General features: G+C 48.9%; 14 protein-coding genes. 5 read left to right on the plus strand and 9 right to left on the minus strand.

Annotated elements, in window-relative coordinates:
- From B5D63_RS34085 to B5D63_RS34100, 4 genes are all read left to right on the plus strand, one after another.
- On the plus strand, positions 1–592 hold a 592-nt coding region (locus B5D63_RS34085; protein ID WP_200817157.1), incomplete at its 5' end, for a phosphopantetheine-binding protein.
- A gap of 9 nt (positions 593–601) precedes the next feature.
- Positions 602–3,739 (plus strand): non-ribosomal peptide synthetase, encoded by a 3,138-nt coding sequence (locus B5D63_RS34090; RefSeq protein ID WP_078673377.1) that lies wholly within the window; start codon positions 602–604, stop codon positions 3,737–3,739.
- Positions 3,740–3,743: 4 nt separating this feature from the next.
- Entirely contained in the window at positions 3,744–7,373 is a 3,630-nt protein-coding gene (locus tag B5D63_RS34095; RefSeq protein WP_078673378.1) for a beta-ketoacyl synthase N-terminal-like domain-containing protein, read from the plus strand.
- Positions 7,374–7,392: 19 nt separating this feature from the next.
- Positions 7,393–7,962 carry an NUDIX hydrolase gene (locus B5D63_RS34100; RefSeq protein WP_078673379.1) on the plus strand — a complete coding sequence of 190 codons (570 nt, stop codon included), beginning with the start codon at positions 7,393–7,395 and terminating at the stop codon, positions 7,960–7,962.
- 75 nt (positions 7,963–8,037) lie between these two features.
- On the opposite strand, the gene B5D63_RS34105 is transcribed toward B5D63_RS34100, so the two are convergent.
- The 9 genes from B5D63_RS34105 to B5D63_RS34145 form a co-directional block, all read right to left on the minus strand.
- Positions 8,038–9,054, minus strand: a complete 1,017-nt coding sequence (locus B5D63_RS34105) for a terpene synthase family protein (RefSeq protein WP_078673380.1) — start codon at positions 9,052–9,054, stop codon at positions 8,038–8,040.
- A gap of 41 nt (positions 9,055–9,095) precedes the next feature.
- Positions 9,096–10,211, minus strand: coding sequence for a terpene synthase family protein (locus B5D63_RS34110; protein WP_159456272.1), 1,116 nt, complete (start codon positions 10,209–10,211; stop codon positions 9,096–9,098).
- Positions 10,208–11,206, minus strand: coding sequence for a terpene synthase family protein (locus tag B5D63_RS34115; RefSeq protein WP_078673382.1), 999 nt, complete (start codon positions 11,204–11,206; stop codon positions 10,208–10,210). Before B5D63_RS34115 ends, B5D63_RS34110 begins: the two co-directional genes overlap by 4 nt.
- Positions 11,207–11,518: 312 nt before the next feature.
- Positions 11,519–12,307, minus strand: a complete 789-nt coding sequence (locus B5D63_RS34120; RefSeq protein ID WP_235021702.1) for a CPBP family intramembrane glutamic endopeptidase — start codon at positions 12,305–12,307, stop codon at positions 11,519–11,521.
- Positions 12,308–12,514: 207 nt separating this feature from the next.
- Positions 12,515–13,576, minus strand: coding sequence for a hypothetical protein (locus tag B5D63_RS34125; RefSeq protein ID WP_078673384.1), 1,062 nt, complete (start codon positions 13,574–13,576; stop codon positions 12,515–12,517).
- Positions 13,577–13,652: 76 nt separating this feature from the next.
- Entirely contained in the window at positions 13,653–14,111 is a 459-nt protein-coding gene (locus B5D63_RS34130; RefSeq protein WP_078673385.1) for a hypothetical protein, read from the minus strand.
- A 50-nt stretch (positions 14,112–14,161) separates the two neighbouring features.
- On the minus strand, positions 14,162–14,302 hold the full coding sequence (locus tag B5D63_RS35230) for a hypothetical protein (protein ID WP_159456273.1): 141 nt from the start codon (positions 14,300–14,302) through the stop codon (positions 14,162–14,164).
- A 267-nt stretch (positions 14,303–14,569) separates the two neighbouring features.
- On the minus strand, positions 14,570–14,842 hold the full coding sequence (locus B5D63_RS34140) for a DUF4242 domain-containing protein (RefSeq protein ID WP_078673387.1): 273 nt from the start codon (positions 14,840–14,842) through the stop codon (positions 14,570–14,572).
- A 287-nt stretch (positions 14,843–15,129) separates the two neighbouring features.
- Entirely contained in the window at positions 15,130–15,612 is a 483-nt protein-coding gene (locus B5D63_RS34145; protein ID WP_078673388.1) for a RidA family protein, read from the minus strand.
- Between the two features lie 352 nt (positions 15,613–15,964).
- Here B5D63_RS34145 and B5D63_RS34150 point away from each other — a divergent pair, with 352 nt between their 5' ends.
- Positions 15,965–16,660, plus strand: coding sequence for a hypothetical protein (locus tag B5D63_RS34150; protein ID WP_143313354.1), 696 nt, complete (start codon positions 15,965–15,967; stop codon positions 16,658–16,660).
- The last annotated feature ends 98 nt before the right edge of the window (positions 16,661–16,758 follow it).

The following is a 16,758-nucleotide window of genomic DNA, read 5'->3' on the forward strand; positions in this document are numbered from 1 at the left end:
GGTAGAGCAGGTATTGTCTTCGTATATACATATCCGTCAGGCGGTGGTGACCGCACAGGAGGTGCACGGCGCCAAAGTGCTGGTGGCCTATTACGTGCCTGCCGCGGTAACTGATAAATCCGAGCTGAAAAGCTGGCTGCAGCAGAAGTTACCGGAATACATGGTGCCGGCCTACTTTGTGGAAATGGAAGATATTCCGCTCACCAGCAGCGGCAAAGCCAACCGCAAAGCGCTGCCGCCGGTGGGCGCAAATGATGTGATCAGAAAAGAATATGTAGCGCCGGCCACCGAAATGGAAGAGCAGCTGGTAGCTATCTGGGAATCGGTACTGGACATAGAAAAGATCGGTGTGACGGATAATTTCTTTGATGCCGGGGGCGATTCCATTCTGGCTATTCGCCTCGTAAGTCGCATCAATACCCTTGCAGGTACCAGTTATACCCTTGCAGAGCTGTTCCGGTATGGTACGATACAAAGCCTCGCCGCCAGGATAGCGGAAGACCTGGCAGCTGCGCCCGCCAAATCTTCAGATGAAGAGGATGTAATGGCCTCCTTTGACCTGCTCCGCAATGAAATTCTTCAGAACAACTAACTCATTTCCATGACGCAAAATACCGGAAACATAGAAGATGTATATCCTATGAGTGATATACAGAAAGGGATGGCGGCACTGTCACTCCTGCACCCGGGAGAAGGGTTGTATCACGACCAGTTCACCTATCACATCCCGAAGGTGGACGTGGCGCATTTTGATAAAGCGCTGCGGCTCATGGTCCGCAAACACGCCACGCTACGTACAGCCCTCGACGTTATCAACTATAGCCAGGAAGTACAGATCGTCTATAAAGATGTGCCGGTTAGCACCGGAATAGTGGACCTGAATGGCCTTAGCGCTGCGGACCAGGAAGCTGCCATCCGGGATTATATCCGCGAGGAGCGTAAACGCCCCTTTGATCTGCTGTTGGCCCCCCTTTGGCGAACGACTGTTTTTAACCTCGACGCTACCCATGGCGTATTCCTGTTCCAGTTCCATCATGCCATCCTGGACGGGTGGAGCGTCGCTTCCTTTAATACGGAACTGTTTAACCTCTATCAGCAATTGCTGGAGCAGCCCGCATTTATACCCGCGCCGCTGAAGTGCAGCAACCGGGAACATGTGTTGCAGGAGCACATCGCTAAGAAAGATAAGAAGAACCTGGTATACTGGCAGCAGGAATTGAAGGACTTCAAACGGCTGAATGTATTTAGCAACACTATAGTGGAAAGCAGCTATCAGTCTATTATCCATCCTGCCAAAGCAGAGCAGTTGAGACAAGCCTGCCGGGAAGAGAAAATTACATTGAAGACGTTGTTGTCCGGATCATTTGTGTATGCCCTTAACCTGCTTACCTATGATTCCGACATTACCATTGGGCTGGTATCCAATAACCGCCCGCTGGTGGAGGATGGCGATAAAATATTGGGCTGTTATCTCAATACGCTGCCACTACGCACGCAGTTGCCGGCGTACAAGCATAAGCCCTGGCGCCAATATTTTCAGGGGATGGAGCGTAAGCTACAGGAAGTAAACAGCACCAGGCTCACGCTACTGGAGATTTCCAGGCAGCTGGGCGAAGATACCAGCTTCGGTAATCCTTTCTTTGATGTTATCTTCAATTATGTAGATTTCCACGTGTACAATGATGTGGCGGCTTCCGCGAACAGCACCACCGGTTACGAGAGTAACAGGATCCGGCTGGCCTCTCACGAAAAAACAAATACTACGCTCGATCTCACCGTTGCCGCCAGGAACAATCATCTTGTTTTTAATTACCAGTATAACCGCGCGCTGGTGGCGGGTATTACGCCGGGACAGCTGCATGGTTATGTCGATAAGATACTGGATATATTCCTGGAAGATGCGTCTGCTTTCGTTAGTAACAGCGCTGTCCTGGGCACTGCATCAGTGGTAAAGCAACTGGAGGTCTCCGATAAGTCGAAGGCCGATTTTCCCCTGGATACCAATGTGGTGGATCTTTTTTGCCAACAGGCGGCAATACGTCCGGATGCACCGGCTATCATTTACCAGGATAAGGTCATCTCTTATGGCATGGCTGACCGCTTGTCCAACCAGCTGGCGCATCACCTGATCCGGCAATACGGCCTTACAGCGGGCGACCTGGTGGGCCTGTTCATGGAACGCAGCGAGTGGCTGCCGGTAATGGTCATGGCCATACTGAAAGCCGGTGCCGCTTATGTGCCGCTGGATACCGCGCTCCCGAAAGAGCGGCTGGACTTTATCGCCAATGATGGTAAATTTAAAGTGATGGTTACGGATCAGTGGCTGCAAAATCTCGCACCGCTGGTCGATTCATTACCTGCTGATCGTCCTGCCCGCGTTATTCACCCTGACCAGGTCATTTATAGTATCTATACCTCTGGTTCTACCGGAACGCCCAAAGGTGTGCTGATAGCCCATCGCAGCGTTACCAACCTGATAGCCTGGTTTACGCAACGTTACAACATCACTGCTGAGAGCAGGTTTATTCAGCTCACGGCTGCCACCTTTGATCCTTTTGTAGAGGATATCTTTGGCGCCTTCACGAACGGCGCTGTTTTCCATATTGTTTCAAACGCATGGCTGTACGATCCTGAAAAGCTGCGGCAGTATATTATTGACAACGGTATTACCATTCTTAACTGTGTGCCGCAGGTGCTCGGCAATCTGCTGGCTTTCTCAGCGGAGAAAATAACAACGGTTTCGGCTGTTATTTCCGGAGGGGACAAACTGCCGGTAAGTCTGCGTAATACCCTGCTGGAGCTGGGTTATAACTTATATAACAATTACGGACCTACGGAGATTACGGTAGACGCCCTCAGTGAACAGGTGTCTGCTGAAGGGCCTGTTACCATCGGGCAGCCTGTGGCCAACTGCAGCGCGTATATACTTGACAGTGAGCAGGACCTGTTGGCAGCAGGCGTTGCAGGAGAGCTCTGTATCGGCGGGGCTGGGGTGGCCATAGGTTATCTCAACAATCCCGAACTGACGGATAAAAAATTTGTTCCTGACCCCTACGCCGGCGGAAGAATGTACCGTACCGGCGACCTTGCCCGGTGGACGCCCTCCGGTACGGTGGAGTACCTTAACCGGATGGACGAGCAGGTGAAGGTGAGAGGTTATCGCGTGGAAACAGGGGAAATAGAGTTTTTCCTGATGCAGGCAGAAAATATCAAAGAAGTAGTGGTTACTACCTTTGATGCGGGTGCCGGAGAAGTGGAGCTGGCGGCTTATTACGTAGCCAGCGCACCTGTATCGGAGGTTACGCTGAAAACCTTTCTCTCAAAATACCTGCCGGTCTACATGGTCCCGTCGTACTTCGTGCAGATGGACCAGTTCCCGTTGTCACAGAATGGAAAAATTGACAGGAAGGCGTTACCTGTTCCTTCAGGCGACGCCGCCGGAGAGGCATTACAGTTACCTTCCGGAGAGCTGGAAATGCAGCTGGCGGTAGTTTGGCAGAAAGTGCTGGGCAGAGAGCAGGTGGGCGTGAACCAGCACTTTTTCCGTATCGGAGGCAACTCCCTGAAGGTAGTCGCCCTGCAACGTCAGATAAAGAAAGACATGGACCTCCTTGTGGATATCGTAGACCTTTTCAGTCATAATACCATTGAACAGTTTGCCGCGCTGCTGGTGCAGAAAAAGCTGGTGCAGGCGCCGGAGGCGGAGGAAGAAGCAAGTGTTAATACCCTAAATTTTTAATCTTATGGAACAAGCAGTAGCAATTATTGGCGTTTCATTCGATCTCCCCGGAATGAAGAACTGGGAGGATCTCTATCAGTCGCTCGCAGGTACTTCCACTTATATCGGGGACATCTCTGCAGAACGGAAAAAAGACCTTTTTGCGCGTTTTGGTGAATTCCGGGTGAAAGAAGGGGGATATCTTCCTCAGATTGATCAGTTCGATCCTAAGTACTTTCATCTTACCGGGAAAGAATCTGTGCGGATGGCTCCTGAGCAGCGGCTCATGCTGATGCATGCGCTGCGTGCCTTCTACGATGCCGGCTATACGGAAAAGCATCTGCGGGGATCGGATACAGGTCTGTATTATGTGTCGCGTAACAGCAGTTACCCTATGTTCTTCGACGAGTCACCGGGTGAGTTTGAAGCGCTGCATGGCATTGAGGGGGCCAGGATTGCCCATTACCTGGACCTGCATGGTCCTGTGATCTCTGTCAACACCACGTGCTCTTCTTCGCTCACGGCGCTGCATCAGGCCTGTGGTGCGTTGATGCAGGGCGATTGCAGCATGGCGCTGGTGGGCGGTGCTATCCTTGGGGTTGTGAGCAGCGAGACAGCAGACAGGTCGGCCATTATTTCCCGGGTGGGACAATGCCGTCCGTTTGACAATGCTGCGGATGGTACGCTCAATGGCGAAGGGGTTATTTGTTTCGTACTGAAACTGTTGTCTGACGCAGTCAGGGACAATGACCCGATATATGCTGTGGTGGAGGGTACTGCCATGAATCACGGTGGTGCGCGCATATCAAGTCTTACCGCTCCCAGCGCCGCAGCCCAGACAGAACTGCTGGTGAAAGCATGGCGGCGTGCGGGCGTAAGTCCTGCTGTTGTCCGTTTTATAGAGGCACATGGTACCGGCACCATCCTTGGTGATCCTATTGAATTCAAAGGCATTGCGGACGCTTTCCGGCAGGAAGGGGTCACAGAAGGTGTTTGCAGTATCAGTTCCGTAAAAGGGCAGATAGGCCATCTGGATTCGCTGGCGGGCATCGCCGGCCTGCTGCGCCTCACAGCGGCGCTTCGGAGTGGCACGCTTCCTGCCCAGGCAGGTTTTGAAACGCTGAATGAACATATCGGCGAAGAAAATACGATCGTGGAAGTGCAGCGTAAAGCAGCCCCGTGGCCGCTGACCGGAGGGCGGAAAGTAGGAGGGGTGAGCTCCTTTGGTCTTACCGGTAATAACGTACATGCCGTGGTGTCCAGGCCGGACAAGCCTGCCGTTGTTTATCACGATCAGCCGGTATATTTTCTCCAGCTGGCAGAAAGGACCCCGGAGCGGCTGCAGCAGCTGAAACAGGAGCTGGCCGCTTCGCTGCGTGCAACGGATAACGTTAGCCTGGAACCCTGGTGTCAGCAGGTGAACCGGTTGTTTACCCAACAGCCGGTGCAACAGGGATTGTTGTTTAAAGACAAAACAGCCCTGTTACAGCAACTGGAAGCGCCTTATCAAACATCTTCCCGGAAAAAGCGGTATTTCATCGCCAATATCGATATCCTTTCATTTGAAGAAGTTCAGGTGAATGCCCTTTTGAAAGGCAACCTGTTGTTGCGTGAGGAATATGACAAGCTGGTGGCTGGTATGGTACTACCCGGTGCGGTAGCCAGGAATGTCGCCTTCCAGACCGCTGTTTGCAAATGGCTGATAGCGGTACTGGGGAAAGCGGCTACCCTGATCAGCCCTAAAGAAGGAAATATTGTACAACAGATACTTGCGGGGACCATCGTTCCCGGGGAGGCTTTCCGTATTTCACAGACACCGCATCGTGCAGATTTTAATCACGCCAATTTCCTGAAATACCTGCAACAGCTGCCGGCAACAGAAGATATGGTGATCTTCGATTTCAGCCACGATAACTTTGCTGCGCCATTTGCGAAAGAACTGACCAACCTGGAGGTGGTAAGCGGGAAGTTGTGCTATGAAGACCGGTGCCGCGCCTTTTTTACCATGGTGAACGATGGTAAAGTGCCACTGGAGCCTGTTAATATCAATACGCATGCAACGCTTCCGATGCCGTTCTTTGACTTAAAAAGGTATTGGCCTGAGCAGGTGAGGAGCCTCGTGGCAGCGCCTGTAAAAACCGAGGCGCCGGCGGTCGTGGAAACAACCAGCAGCTGGACGCTCCCCGCCATACAGTCGGAAATTGCTGCTATCTGGCAGCAGCTGCTGGAGATAACAACACCGCTGCAGCCGGAGGACGACTTTTTCCTGCTGGGAGGTGATTCCCTCCTTGGTCTGGATATGATCGATAAACTGAAGAAGGCTTTTGGCGTCAGTGCCGTTTACCAGGACATGTTCAGCCACCCTTCATTGGAAGGCTTGTCAGGACTGGTGGCTGCACGTCTGGCCGGACAGGCGGGAGCGGCCGGCACTGCGCAGCCTCTCCCGGAGAAAAAGCAACTGGATAACGACGCCCGTGCCCAGGCCTATACGTCATTGCTGGAAAATATACAGCACATGGGGCCTTTGGAAAGACTGAAACCCGCGGCTATCCTTGTAACAGGCGCCACCGGTTTTGCCGGAGGATTTGTCACCCGTTATCTTCTGGAGCATACGGATGCCGTGATTTATTGCCTGGTGAGAGGAGAAGACCAGCATACTGCTGAAACGCACTTCTGGAATCGTTTTTCCGCTATCTCCGGTATGGATGCCCATCCCAGGATAACGGTGGTCAGGGGGGATGTTACCCGGGAAAATGCCGGTATCAGCATGGCATTGCCCGGAGTGAGCATGGTGTTCCATTGCGCCGGTTCCCCGGCGTATGTCGGACAAACGGAAAAGCTCCGGGAGCTCAATATAAACGGGACGATCAATGTGTTTAACTGGGCGGTAAAACAAAAGGTACCTTACTTCCAGCATATTTCCACGGTAGGCATTGCCGGTAGCAGTGTGCCGGAGGAAGGAAAAGTGGCTTTTTATGAAACGGACGTGAACATAGGGCAGGACAATTCCGGCTATATCCACGCCATCACGCGGCTGGAGGCGGAAGAATATCTCCGCGCACATACCCCGGATTTTATGCAGGTGAATGTATTCCGTATGCAGAATATCGGCGGTAGCCTGGAGGACGGTATATTCCTCAACAATATCGAAAGCAATCTCATTTACCTGCGGTTGCTTACCCTTATGAAACTGGGATGTTATACAGAACAATTGGCGGCCGTTAACCTAAAAATGGCGCCGGTAGATGTCATGGCGCGGGTAATAGGAGAACTGGCGTTGCATCATCATACCCTGTTGCATACTTTTCACCTCACGCTGGAAAGTGGTATGGGACTGCCGCAGGTGATCGCGGCATTTGAAAGCAACGGCGTTATGTTGCAGGAAGTAAGTACGGCGGTATTCGGGGAAAGAGTGGACCAGTTGCTGCAGCAGGACAAAACCACCGCAGGAAACCTCCTGCTGGTGCTGGAAAAGCAGAAGGAACAGGAAAGCAGTATCAAGCCTGCTACACCGCGCAATGTGCCTCAGTTGACAAGTGACGCCACGCATTTATACTTAAAACAGTTAAAAATTGATACATATTACGACAGGAATCAGTATCTTGAAAAAGTTGTAAAATTTGGTCTGGAAAAGGCATTGTTTCCGGCCGGATAGCCCACTAAAATCATGTCTTATGAAGAAACTCTTTTTTGTTGTTTTGTATCTGTTGCCAGTTATGTTGTTCGCCCAATCGACGCCTGATAAGGCTGTTAAAGCAGATAACTACACCATTCTGCGCCTGCTGATGATCAATCAGCAGGAAGAAATTTTACTCGTAAAATATAAAACCGGCTGGCTCACGCCATCGCTGCGTTATAATGAAAACCAGAGCATCAAAGGCGCCCTGGATAGCCTGGCAAGGGAATTCGGTTATGAAATTACTGTTCCGCAGTTACGTGCCATGGTAACCTTTCAGTTCGATTTTAAGCCTGTCGTTTCCATTCGAACGCATTACGCGGCGCATGTTTCCGGCGGTAAGCTGAAGTCGCCGAAAGACGTAGCAGAAGTAAAATGGGTGTCGCGGAAAGAAGCGGAAACGCTGATGTCATTGCCGGGAACAGAAGCGGTAGATGCGATCCGTTTGACCACCATGCAGATATTGAATCATCCTGAGACTATCTGGGGAGGTTCTTTTCTGGTGCCGGAAACAGGGACTGCCTGTAGAATGCCGGAGCCCTTCTACGCGGTGGGCAGGAGTAAATAGCGCTTAAAAATATTGTCAATAAACACGCTGACAGCATCGGCGTCCTGGTTTACCGGAGTAACCAGGACGCCTTTTTTATGTAGTCATCCGATTATTGTTGAGGGCTGTCTTTTCAGGCCAGGCAAATCCCTTTCCCCCGGGAAGATATCTTTCTGTTTCCTGAACATAAAATGTATTCACGCCCTGGACGCCGAGCCCAAAATAGTAGACGAATTTGTCTACATGCTCCTGGTATTCTCCAAACTCCCTGTACTCCCGGTGTATGGTAAGCAACTCTTCAAGGTCTTCGTTGTGGATGCGTAATGTCTCCTTGCAGGCATCTTCGAGGGAGAGACCATATTGGCGTTGAAGCACAAAAACGACATTAAAAACTTCTGTTCCTTTGGCCAGCTCCTTGGGCAGGGAGTGAATATCATTCTGCCAGACAATAATTCTGACCATCAGGGTCATCATGCGCTGAATGACACAGTGGTCGACAATGTGGTCGGGCAAGACCAGTCCTGATTCAATCTCTCCCAAAACCAGGTAGGGGTACATCAGCACGGCATATTCACGGATGGCTTTATATACCGCGAAAGAGGGTGGCGGTTGATTCGCGGCTTTGTAGGAGTGTTCTATTTCAATGCCGTACCTGAAGGTCAGATAGAAGTATCGAATGAAACGCTTCATCCATATTTCGGGCATAAATGCGCGGAATTCATCCCTGAGAAGCGCCAGGTGCTGATAAATGGCGTTTTCCTCCGGCAAGGGAGGGGCGCCATTCAGGATTTCCATGCAACGGGCACGCTGTTGTTGCTTTTCTTCCAACGACAGATCTTCCAGCTGGTCGTCGAGTACAACATACTGAAGCATGAACCTGTTGCAGGGGATCGTTTGTTCATACGTCAGGTCAGGCCACATACAGGCAGTGCATGCGTGCAACCGCATTTTTTTATACTTCGTTATTTGTTCAGGTGTCAGGAATGTATAGTCGTTATCGATCCATGATTCCATATCCCTGCCCATTTGTTCAAGATGGGGATTGACGAGGTTGGGCCATGGATAGTAGTTTAAAGGCAGAAAGTCTCTTGGGTTGATTGCTTCAGGTGTCATTATGATGTTTTTAATGTTAGGTGCAGTATGCCCGGGTGCTGTCAGATGTGCTTAATCTCTATCCTGTTCATCGTTTCACCTTTTCCATTGGGCGGCACGGCAAACCCATCTGGTGCATACCGTTTGGTGCCGCTTTTATAGTACCAATCGTTCAAACCACTGATCATCTGCTTTATGTAGTCAATAAATTCCACTGTCTCTTTTTGATATGGGCTGAAGTCCGGCAGATGTTTTGAAAGTGTTATGAATTCGTTTACAAATTCATCGTGAATCCGCATGCCTTCTGTGCAGGCTTCATCAAACGATATTTTATTATGATGCTGCAGTAATGTGATGATATTGAAAATCTCCGATTCTATCGCGAGTTCTTTACCAATGGTGGCGAAATCGTTCTGGAGCGCAACGATAATGGACTGCAGTATGATGATGCGCTGCATAACGGTGTGTTTGTAAATATAATCTGGTAACGCAAATCCGGTTGTTGGACAAACCAGGTCCACAAACGGGATCATGCCTATGGAATTGGCGCGGATTAAATGAAAGAGTGGGATAGGAGGGATGTCCTTACTGATTTTATAAGGTGATTCTTCCATGATCCCATCGGTAACAAAGCGATATTTGTAATTTTGGGCGATGCGTTCCAGCCAGAAGTCCGGCATTCCAAGCGCTATCCACTCTTTTCTGTTTGCCTGCATCTGGCGTAGTATACCTTTTTCCTCCGGCCGGGGATCATCTCCCATCATTATCTCAAAAATCCGGTCTCTGAAAGCCGCTATTTCCTTTATGGGCAAAAGTTCCACATAGTCATCAGTAACTGTCATATAAATAGCAAAACGTGTCGCATGGAGTACTCTTTCCTTTTCTGTGGCGGCTGGTACCATATAGGGGCCTACATCGATTAACCGCATCTTTTTATACCTTGCCATCGCCTCTTTTGACAAGAATTGATAGTCTTCGTCATACCATTTGGTTTCTTCCTCATTGAGCGTTCCGGCGAACGGGCTTTGGAGCGTTGTCCATGGATATACCGGCTTGGGTACATTGAATTCCTGGTTCATATATGGTGCGATTGAAGTGTTGGGGACGATTTTACTGTTTAATGGTACAGATGTCCGGTGTTCTTGTACTTCGGATCTGTTGGGAAAACCGAAGTTCACCCTAAGGATTGTTTTACTGTCTGCACATCAGGGAACCCCTCTATGGAATTATATCTGTCAAGTGTAGAAGATATCGACTTCCATCCGTTCAAGGTCATACTGATATAATGCACCCTGTTGGTTACTGCATCCTGCCAGGTGCCAAAGTCGGGTAAAAAACCCTGCAGGTATTGAAACTCCCGCAGGTATTCGTTGTGGATGTGCAGGGCTTCCAGGCATGCGGCTTCCAGTGGGATGTTCCGGTTGTGTTGAATGGCTTTCACTACATTATAGTAAACTGCACCGGTGGCTTCGTCTTTAAGTACCGACTGGACTTCGTTGAAACATATCATCATGCGGACTGCCAGCGCTTTCAGGCGTTGTATGGCGCCATGCTGATGTACGAATTCAGGAAGCATGACTTCCGTTTCGAGGTCCAGCAGCTCCAGGAAAGGATAAAGGCAAAGCGAATTTTCACGGATAGCCAGGCATTCTTCTACAGACGGGAATTCTTTTCGGGCCTTGTAGTACAGTTCCTGCTGAAGTCCGTCAAAATACTTCTGAAGTCCGTTGATAAACCGGTGCATGGATGCTTCAGGGAGAAACTGCGCCAGTTCTTCTCTGAGCGTGAACAGTAAACCGGCGAGGGGAATATCTGTATTGTTCCTGCTGGCCGTCCCTGCCAGGATGGCCAGCGATTGGTCGCGTACCTGGTTCAGTTCCTGCGGGCTGCATTCTTCGCACCGGTCATCATTATAAAGCGTCCATAGCATTAGTCTGCATACAGGCTTCAGTCGCTCGGCGCTGGCTGTGGGAAACCACTGGGAGGCGATATGTGCCGTCCTTGTCATTTTGTACTTTTTCCTGGTGAGCGGGTCGTTTTCATAAAGTGCCAGATACTCGCCGTCTATCCAATGCTGCTCCGTCATCTCCTGTAAGATGCCGGCAAATGGATTTTTGAGCATGGGAAAAGGGTAGTGGAACTGTGAGAGTACAGAGGTTATCGCCGTATTCATAAAAATTCGGTTACGATGAGGGAATAGTATTTGTTTAGCATACTTCGTATGCTGATGGTGTCGTCTCTGAAAATGAAAGTTGATGGTACCGGTCTGTCGTTTCTCTATCGTCTTGGGGCGCAGGTCCTTTCCGCGCAGGGTTTCCTGTTTTTATGGTGATTATGATTACTTATGCTGAGCTTTGGTCCGGATATCAATGTTACAAAAAAATACGAATTATCGCCTTTTTTTGTAGGTACATTTTCAGGCGAATCGTGGGTTAGTCAGGCGCATCCGTATGGCCGCTATATTTTGGCAGAGGGAATGTTGTCCTTAATGCTTGCCCAGCATGGGGTAGGTAAACAATAAGAAATGGAGCAGGTTAAAACCGAAGTGTGTGAAAATCGCCGCCATAATACCTCCCTTGTGGTACGCCACACCATATCCCAGGCCTGCTATAAATGCCAGTAGCATTAACGGCCATCCGCCGGTGGTGTGAATGACGGCGAATATCAGGGCTGATATTACCAATGGCAGATAGTATTTTTGCTGCTTAAATACAGTGCTGCCCACATATCCCTGCAGGTATCCCCTGAAAACGCTTTCTTCCGTCACTGCTACAATTAACAGGTTATGCAGCGCCCATATCCACAGATAGTTGAGTAGCAATTTAGGTTCCCATGCTACGAAATGTAATGCCCATGCGGTCAGTATGCAAATCGCGATGATCGCCGTCAGCGGTGCAATGATTGCTTTGCTGATCTTCCTGATGTCATATTTTTCTATAAAGCCCAGTTGCAGCAAACCGGTAAAAATGGCCAAACCAGCAAAGGGTTTGTCCAGGTTAAAGTGCATGGTGAAAGGGGCTGCATCCGGGGTGAACCGCACCCTGTCAAAAATAACGATATTATTAAACCCTGGCAGCTGATGTGTTAGAAGTAAAACACTTAGCAGGAAAAATGCACTGTGTGTAATCGTCCTTTTCCAACCCGATGGATATCTGACTGCGAGCAGGAGGAGCGCAGTTTCCAGAGACACGAGTGCAAGCCCCGTGAGGGTAACACTTCCATTGATAAACGCCAGCACATAGGCAATAGCCAGTACGATCCAACCTGCTTTCATGGCACGTAGGAAACAGATCAACAAACTGGCAACAAATAAAAGGTATCCGGGTAATAATAGTGAATCAAACATATAGGGTTTCTGTTTATACTGTTAACTGTATTCTGCCTTATATTTCACCATCCTTATTAACTCGGGTGCCGGTATGGTCATCCTTCATGGATTAAAAAATTTATTGACAATGAGAACGGAGCGTACCTTCCTGTTTTATGCAACAGGAAGGTCATAGCTGCGCAACTGGCCCTCGCCGGTCGTCAGCAACAGCTTTTCATGTACGATCATTACACTGATAATATTGCTGCTGTAATCAAATATATAGTCCGGGTTGGTGGTAGGGTTACCATCGAGGTCATATGCTGTAAATTCAATGCCCTCCGGCATTACTTCCGCTTTGCAACGTAAATCTTTCCTGTCCAGCAGTAACAATCTTCCAAACTGGGTTACTACCAGGATGTTGTTGTCATCTATAAAGAAAACACTGTAGTTGATATTATCCGGTTCAGCGGCGGGGAAGTCTTTACTGCCGTCGAAGATAGTCTGCTGGTCCTGCGCTGCTATCTTCTCCATTCCGGGAAAAGCATATATTTCCAGGGGGCCGTCATAATGAGGGGCCATGACAAACGCTTGTCCGGAAGGGGCAAAGTTACCCATGATTACATCTTCACACTGGGTCAGCTCCGTCAGGGAGATGACGCCATCGTTCAGTTGCAGCTGCATCAGGATAGATTCCTCCTGGCCTGCGGCGGCTTCCAGTAAGATAATGCCGTTGTCCGGTGTAGCGTGGAACGTATAGGCGTGCCGCTGGCTTTCCAGCAGCGGGTGGGAGGCTATTACTTCGAAAGTCGCGGCGTCCATTACCTGCAACTCGTCCGTTGCATTTTCATCACCCGGCAGCACGTACCAGATTGTTTTATTATCCCTGGCAAAAAAGCAGGCAGCACCGAGGAACCAGCCCCAGGAGTTATGTTTTACCGTATGTAACACCTTTGTTCCTTCTGCGTCGAGAATACGCATATCGACCATGCCGGCGATAGCTATCAGGCGGCCATCAGAAGAGGCGGACAGCTTGCTGCTGACATAGTTCGCGTTCTGTCCCTGCATAATTTTTTCCCATACAATTTCCAGGTTGGCATTCAGCCTGGTGATCAACGGCTGACTGGCGAAGTTCATCAGTATCTCGCCATCCGGCAATGGCACTACGTTTACCGGGTTGGCGGTGAATGTCAGTTTATTCTTTAACGGCAGGTTTATATGCGGAAATTGACTCATATTTTTCGTTTAGACGTCGCAAAGGTAATAAACAAACTACTTTTATGGCGGCCTGCGCCACAGTAATCATGGATTTTTAATAAACGTCCGTTATCCGGTCTTTGCCTTTGAATTCAAATTCATCGCCTTTTTTTTTCGGCATTAACTGTTTTGCCAGGGGGGATACAGGTGAAAGAAAGATAACCATTTCCCCGTTGATGAGCTGTTTACCCAATCCCGTGCCTATGAAGAAGCAGGCGGTGGCAGACCGTACAAACGCACCTGCAACAGGAGCCTGATATATGGCCTGGACATTCACAGCGCACAATGCCTGAAGGTCTTGCTGGTGGGCGATCAGCTGCCTGGCGTGCATATCCTTTTCCAATTGGCTCATGGCTCTTGCCGTTTCATATTTATCACCGACAGAACTTTTGCTTTCCTGGTTGGCCGCAGCCTGTGCTTCATCCATAGCCTGTTGCGTAATGGCAATACGCTGCAGCAACACCTGCTCTGCATGTTGTTTCAGTAATTGTTTGTGGGCGATCCTTTCATCCATATGATATTGGTTAGTCTTAAAGCTCAAATATAGGGAATGAGCAGCGTGTTCTATTTTCTGCCTTGTAGCTGAAGCTCAAAGTACGCCTGGTTGGGAGTGATAAGACCACCTACTACCCCCATGGATTCGTCGGTTACTTTCATTTCGATGGTACCCAGTGGCACGGTATGGGAATAAAGGGTTGCTTTCATAGAGGGCTAAAATAGGTAGAAATGCCGGTATAACAAACGACAGTCGCGCCTGCCGGAGTTTGTTGGAGGGTATTTATGCCTTCAGGAGGGAAGTGGGTGAAAGCAGTTTATGCGTTTACCTGATATTATCCTTTACAGATGGCAGTGCGCCACTGGAGATCCAGCTGGATTGGCTGGATAACAGCGAGTCTGTACCGCAACAAATGGCGGTTTACGCGGAGTCGTTCCGGATTCCGTTTGATGGGGTAGAAAGAAAAGAAGTATAGTTTATTCCGCGGTAGTAGGATCGATAATAGTCGCAACCTCACTGATGGTGTTGGCTGGAAATCCTCCCTGTTTCGCATGTTCCCTGACCATCTCTTCATTCGGCGCTATGTATACACAATAGATTTTATCGGCCGTTACATAACTGTGCACCCATTGGATTTGAGGGCCCATATTGCTTAAGACGCCGCAGGAAGCCTGTGAAATAGCTTTTAATTGTTCTCCTGATAATTTACCTGCTCCAGGGATTTCGCGTTCGATAACATACTTAGGCATAAAATAAGCGTTTTAATTTTTACCTGTAAAAGTTTCCTTCGTTATCCGGTTTTTGTAGGCGCTGGTATGGGTAGGCAATGGAGGAGTGGGAAAAGAGGTATACCCAAAGATAGGTTATTTCTGCATTTCTTTACTGTTTTATCCAGCCGGTCCGCTTTCTCCATTCGTCCATTTCACGTTGCCGTTTGTCGAAGTCTTCGGGAGGCGTCTGTTTTTCGGAGGTTACCCGTTGTCTTATAAACGCTGCTTGTTCTTCAAGGGTATTCAGGCCGATGTGTTTACGCCTTTCATTTATCGCTGCCGGCAAGTACTGCCACTAAATCTATCTCTAACGTAGCCTCTGGTTCATACAGCCGGCTCACCTGCATCCAGGTGGCGGCAGGGTAGTCTCCTTTATAAAACTCTTTCCTTACCGTGGCATTTTTTTTCACGGTTTCTATGTCGGTTGTATAAAGTGTTTCCTTCACCACATTTTGAGAAGATGCGCCAAAGGCATTCAGGCATTTTTCCAGGGCTTTATACACCCGCGCGATACCTTCCGGGCTTAAATCTTTCGTTGGAATGCCTGAAATGTAAAGCGTATTGCCAACTTTGACTACCTGGGCGTACCCGGCCACTTCATCCTGTTTTTTAGGATTGTTCCAATGCCATTTTTCTTTGACCAGCCTGTTTTCCGTTGTAAGTTTTTTCCCGGGGGTGTTGCTCGTTTTGCAGCCGGTATAGACAAATAAGCAGGTGATAAAACAAAGCAGTACCGTAATTTTAGGCATATGAAGCAGTTTCAGTTAGATTTTTATAATGCCTTAAATATAGTTAACCAGGGCCATTTTATTAAAAATTAACCGACCTGATAATTTTCGCAGGCACTCCGGCCACTACTATATTATCCGGAATATCTTTCGAAACAACGACACCGATTGCCATAACCGCATTTTCTCTGATAGTGACATCGGGTAAAATAGTAACGTCGGAGCCAACCCGGGCATTACGTTTTATCAGGATCGGTTTGACCACCAGCGCTCTCCATATGTTCGGAAACCGGCCGCAATACGTTCTTTTTCATGTAGCAAAGTTAAGGAATACCAATTTTTTGCCGATCTTGAGGCCCCTAAATATATACTTATGAAAAAGATGTCATTCATTCTTTGTGTCCTGTTGACCACCCGTTTAATCGCAGGTGCCCAAACCCTTCAACAAGTAACAGACGCCGGAAATACCACCACTAAAGGCATCGTCATCCGGAATGCCCAGGGGCTTAATATCGGGGTAGATGCTGCTGTTGGTTATACCGTCGGCAGCCATTTTTTGAAACCTTCCCCGAATGAGTACAGAACAGTTCGGTTTGATTGTTCTACGACTGATGCTAACGGCGGCTGGGAATTTTATAATTCCAGTACCAACAAATCATTACTATATGTAAGACAAGGAGGTAATGTCGGTATTGGTACTGCTAATCCGCAATCCTTGCTGGCAGTAAATGGCACCATTACTGCCACCAGGGTAAGGGTAACGCAGACCGGTTGGGCCGATTTTGTATTCCAGCCAGCCTATCAGCTCCCTTCGTTAGCTGAGGTGGAAACATTTATTAAGCATAACAAACACCTGGCAGACATCCCGTCTGAAGCGGAAGTAAAGGCCAACGGCCTGGATATGGGCGACATGCAGGCAAAACTGTTGCAGAAAATAGAGGAGCTTACCCTGTATATGATTGAGCTGAATAAAAAAGTGGAGACACAACAACAGCTTATCTCGGCACAACAACAGCTGCTCGAAGCGCAAGGCAATGAGCTAAAGCAGTTAAAACAACATTCCCGGTAGAATTTATAGGATGTACCCATAAAGCCGCATCATCGAAAGATGGTGCGGCTTTATGCTTTAACCCTCTTTTATTACCTTTGCCTGCTTCTAATCATTTA

This window comes from Chitinophaga eiseniae (assembly GCF_900167135.1).
GTDB lineage: Bacteria > Bacteroidota > Bacteroidia > Chitinophagales > Chitinophagaceae > Chitinophaga > Chitinophaga eiseniae.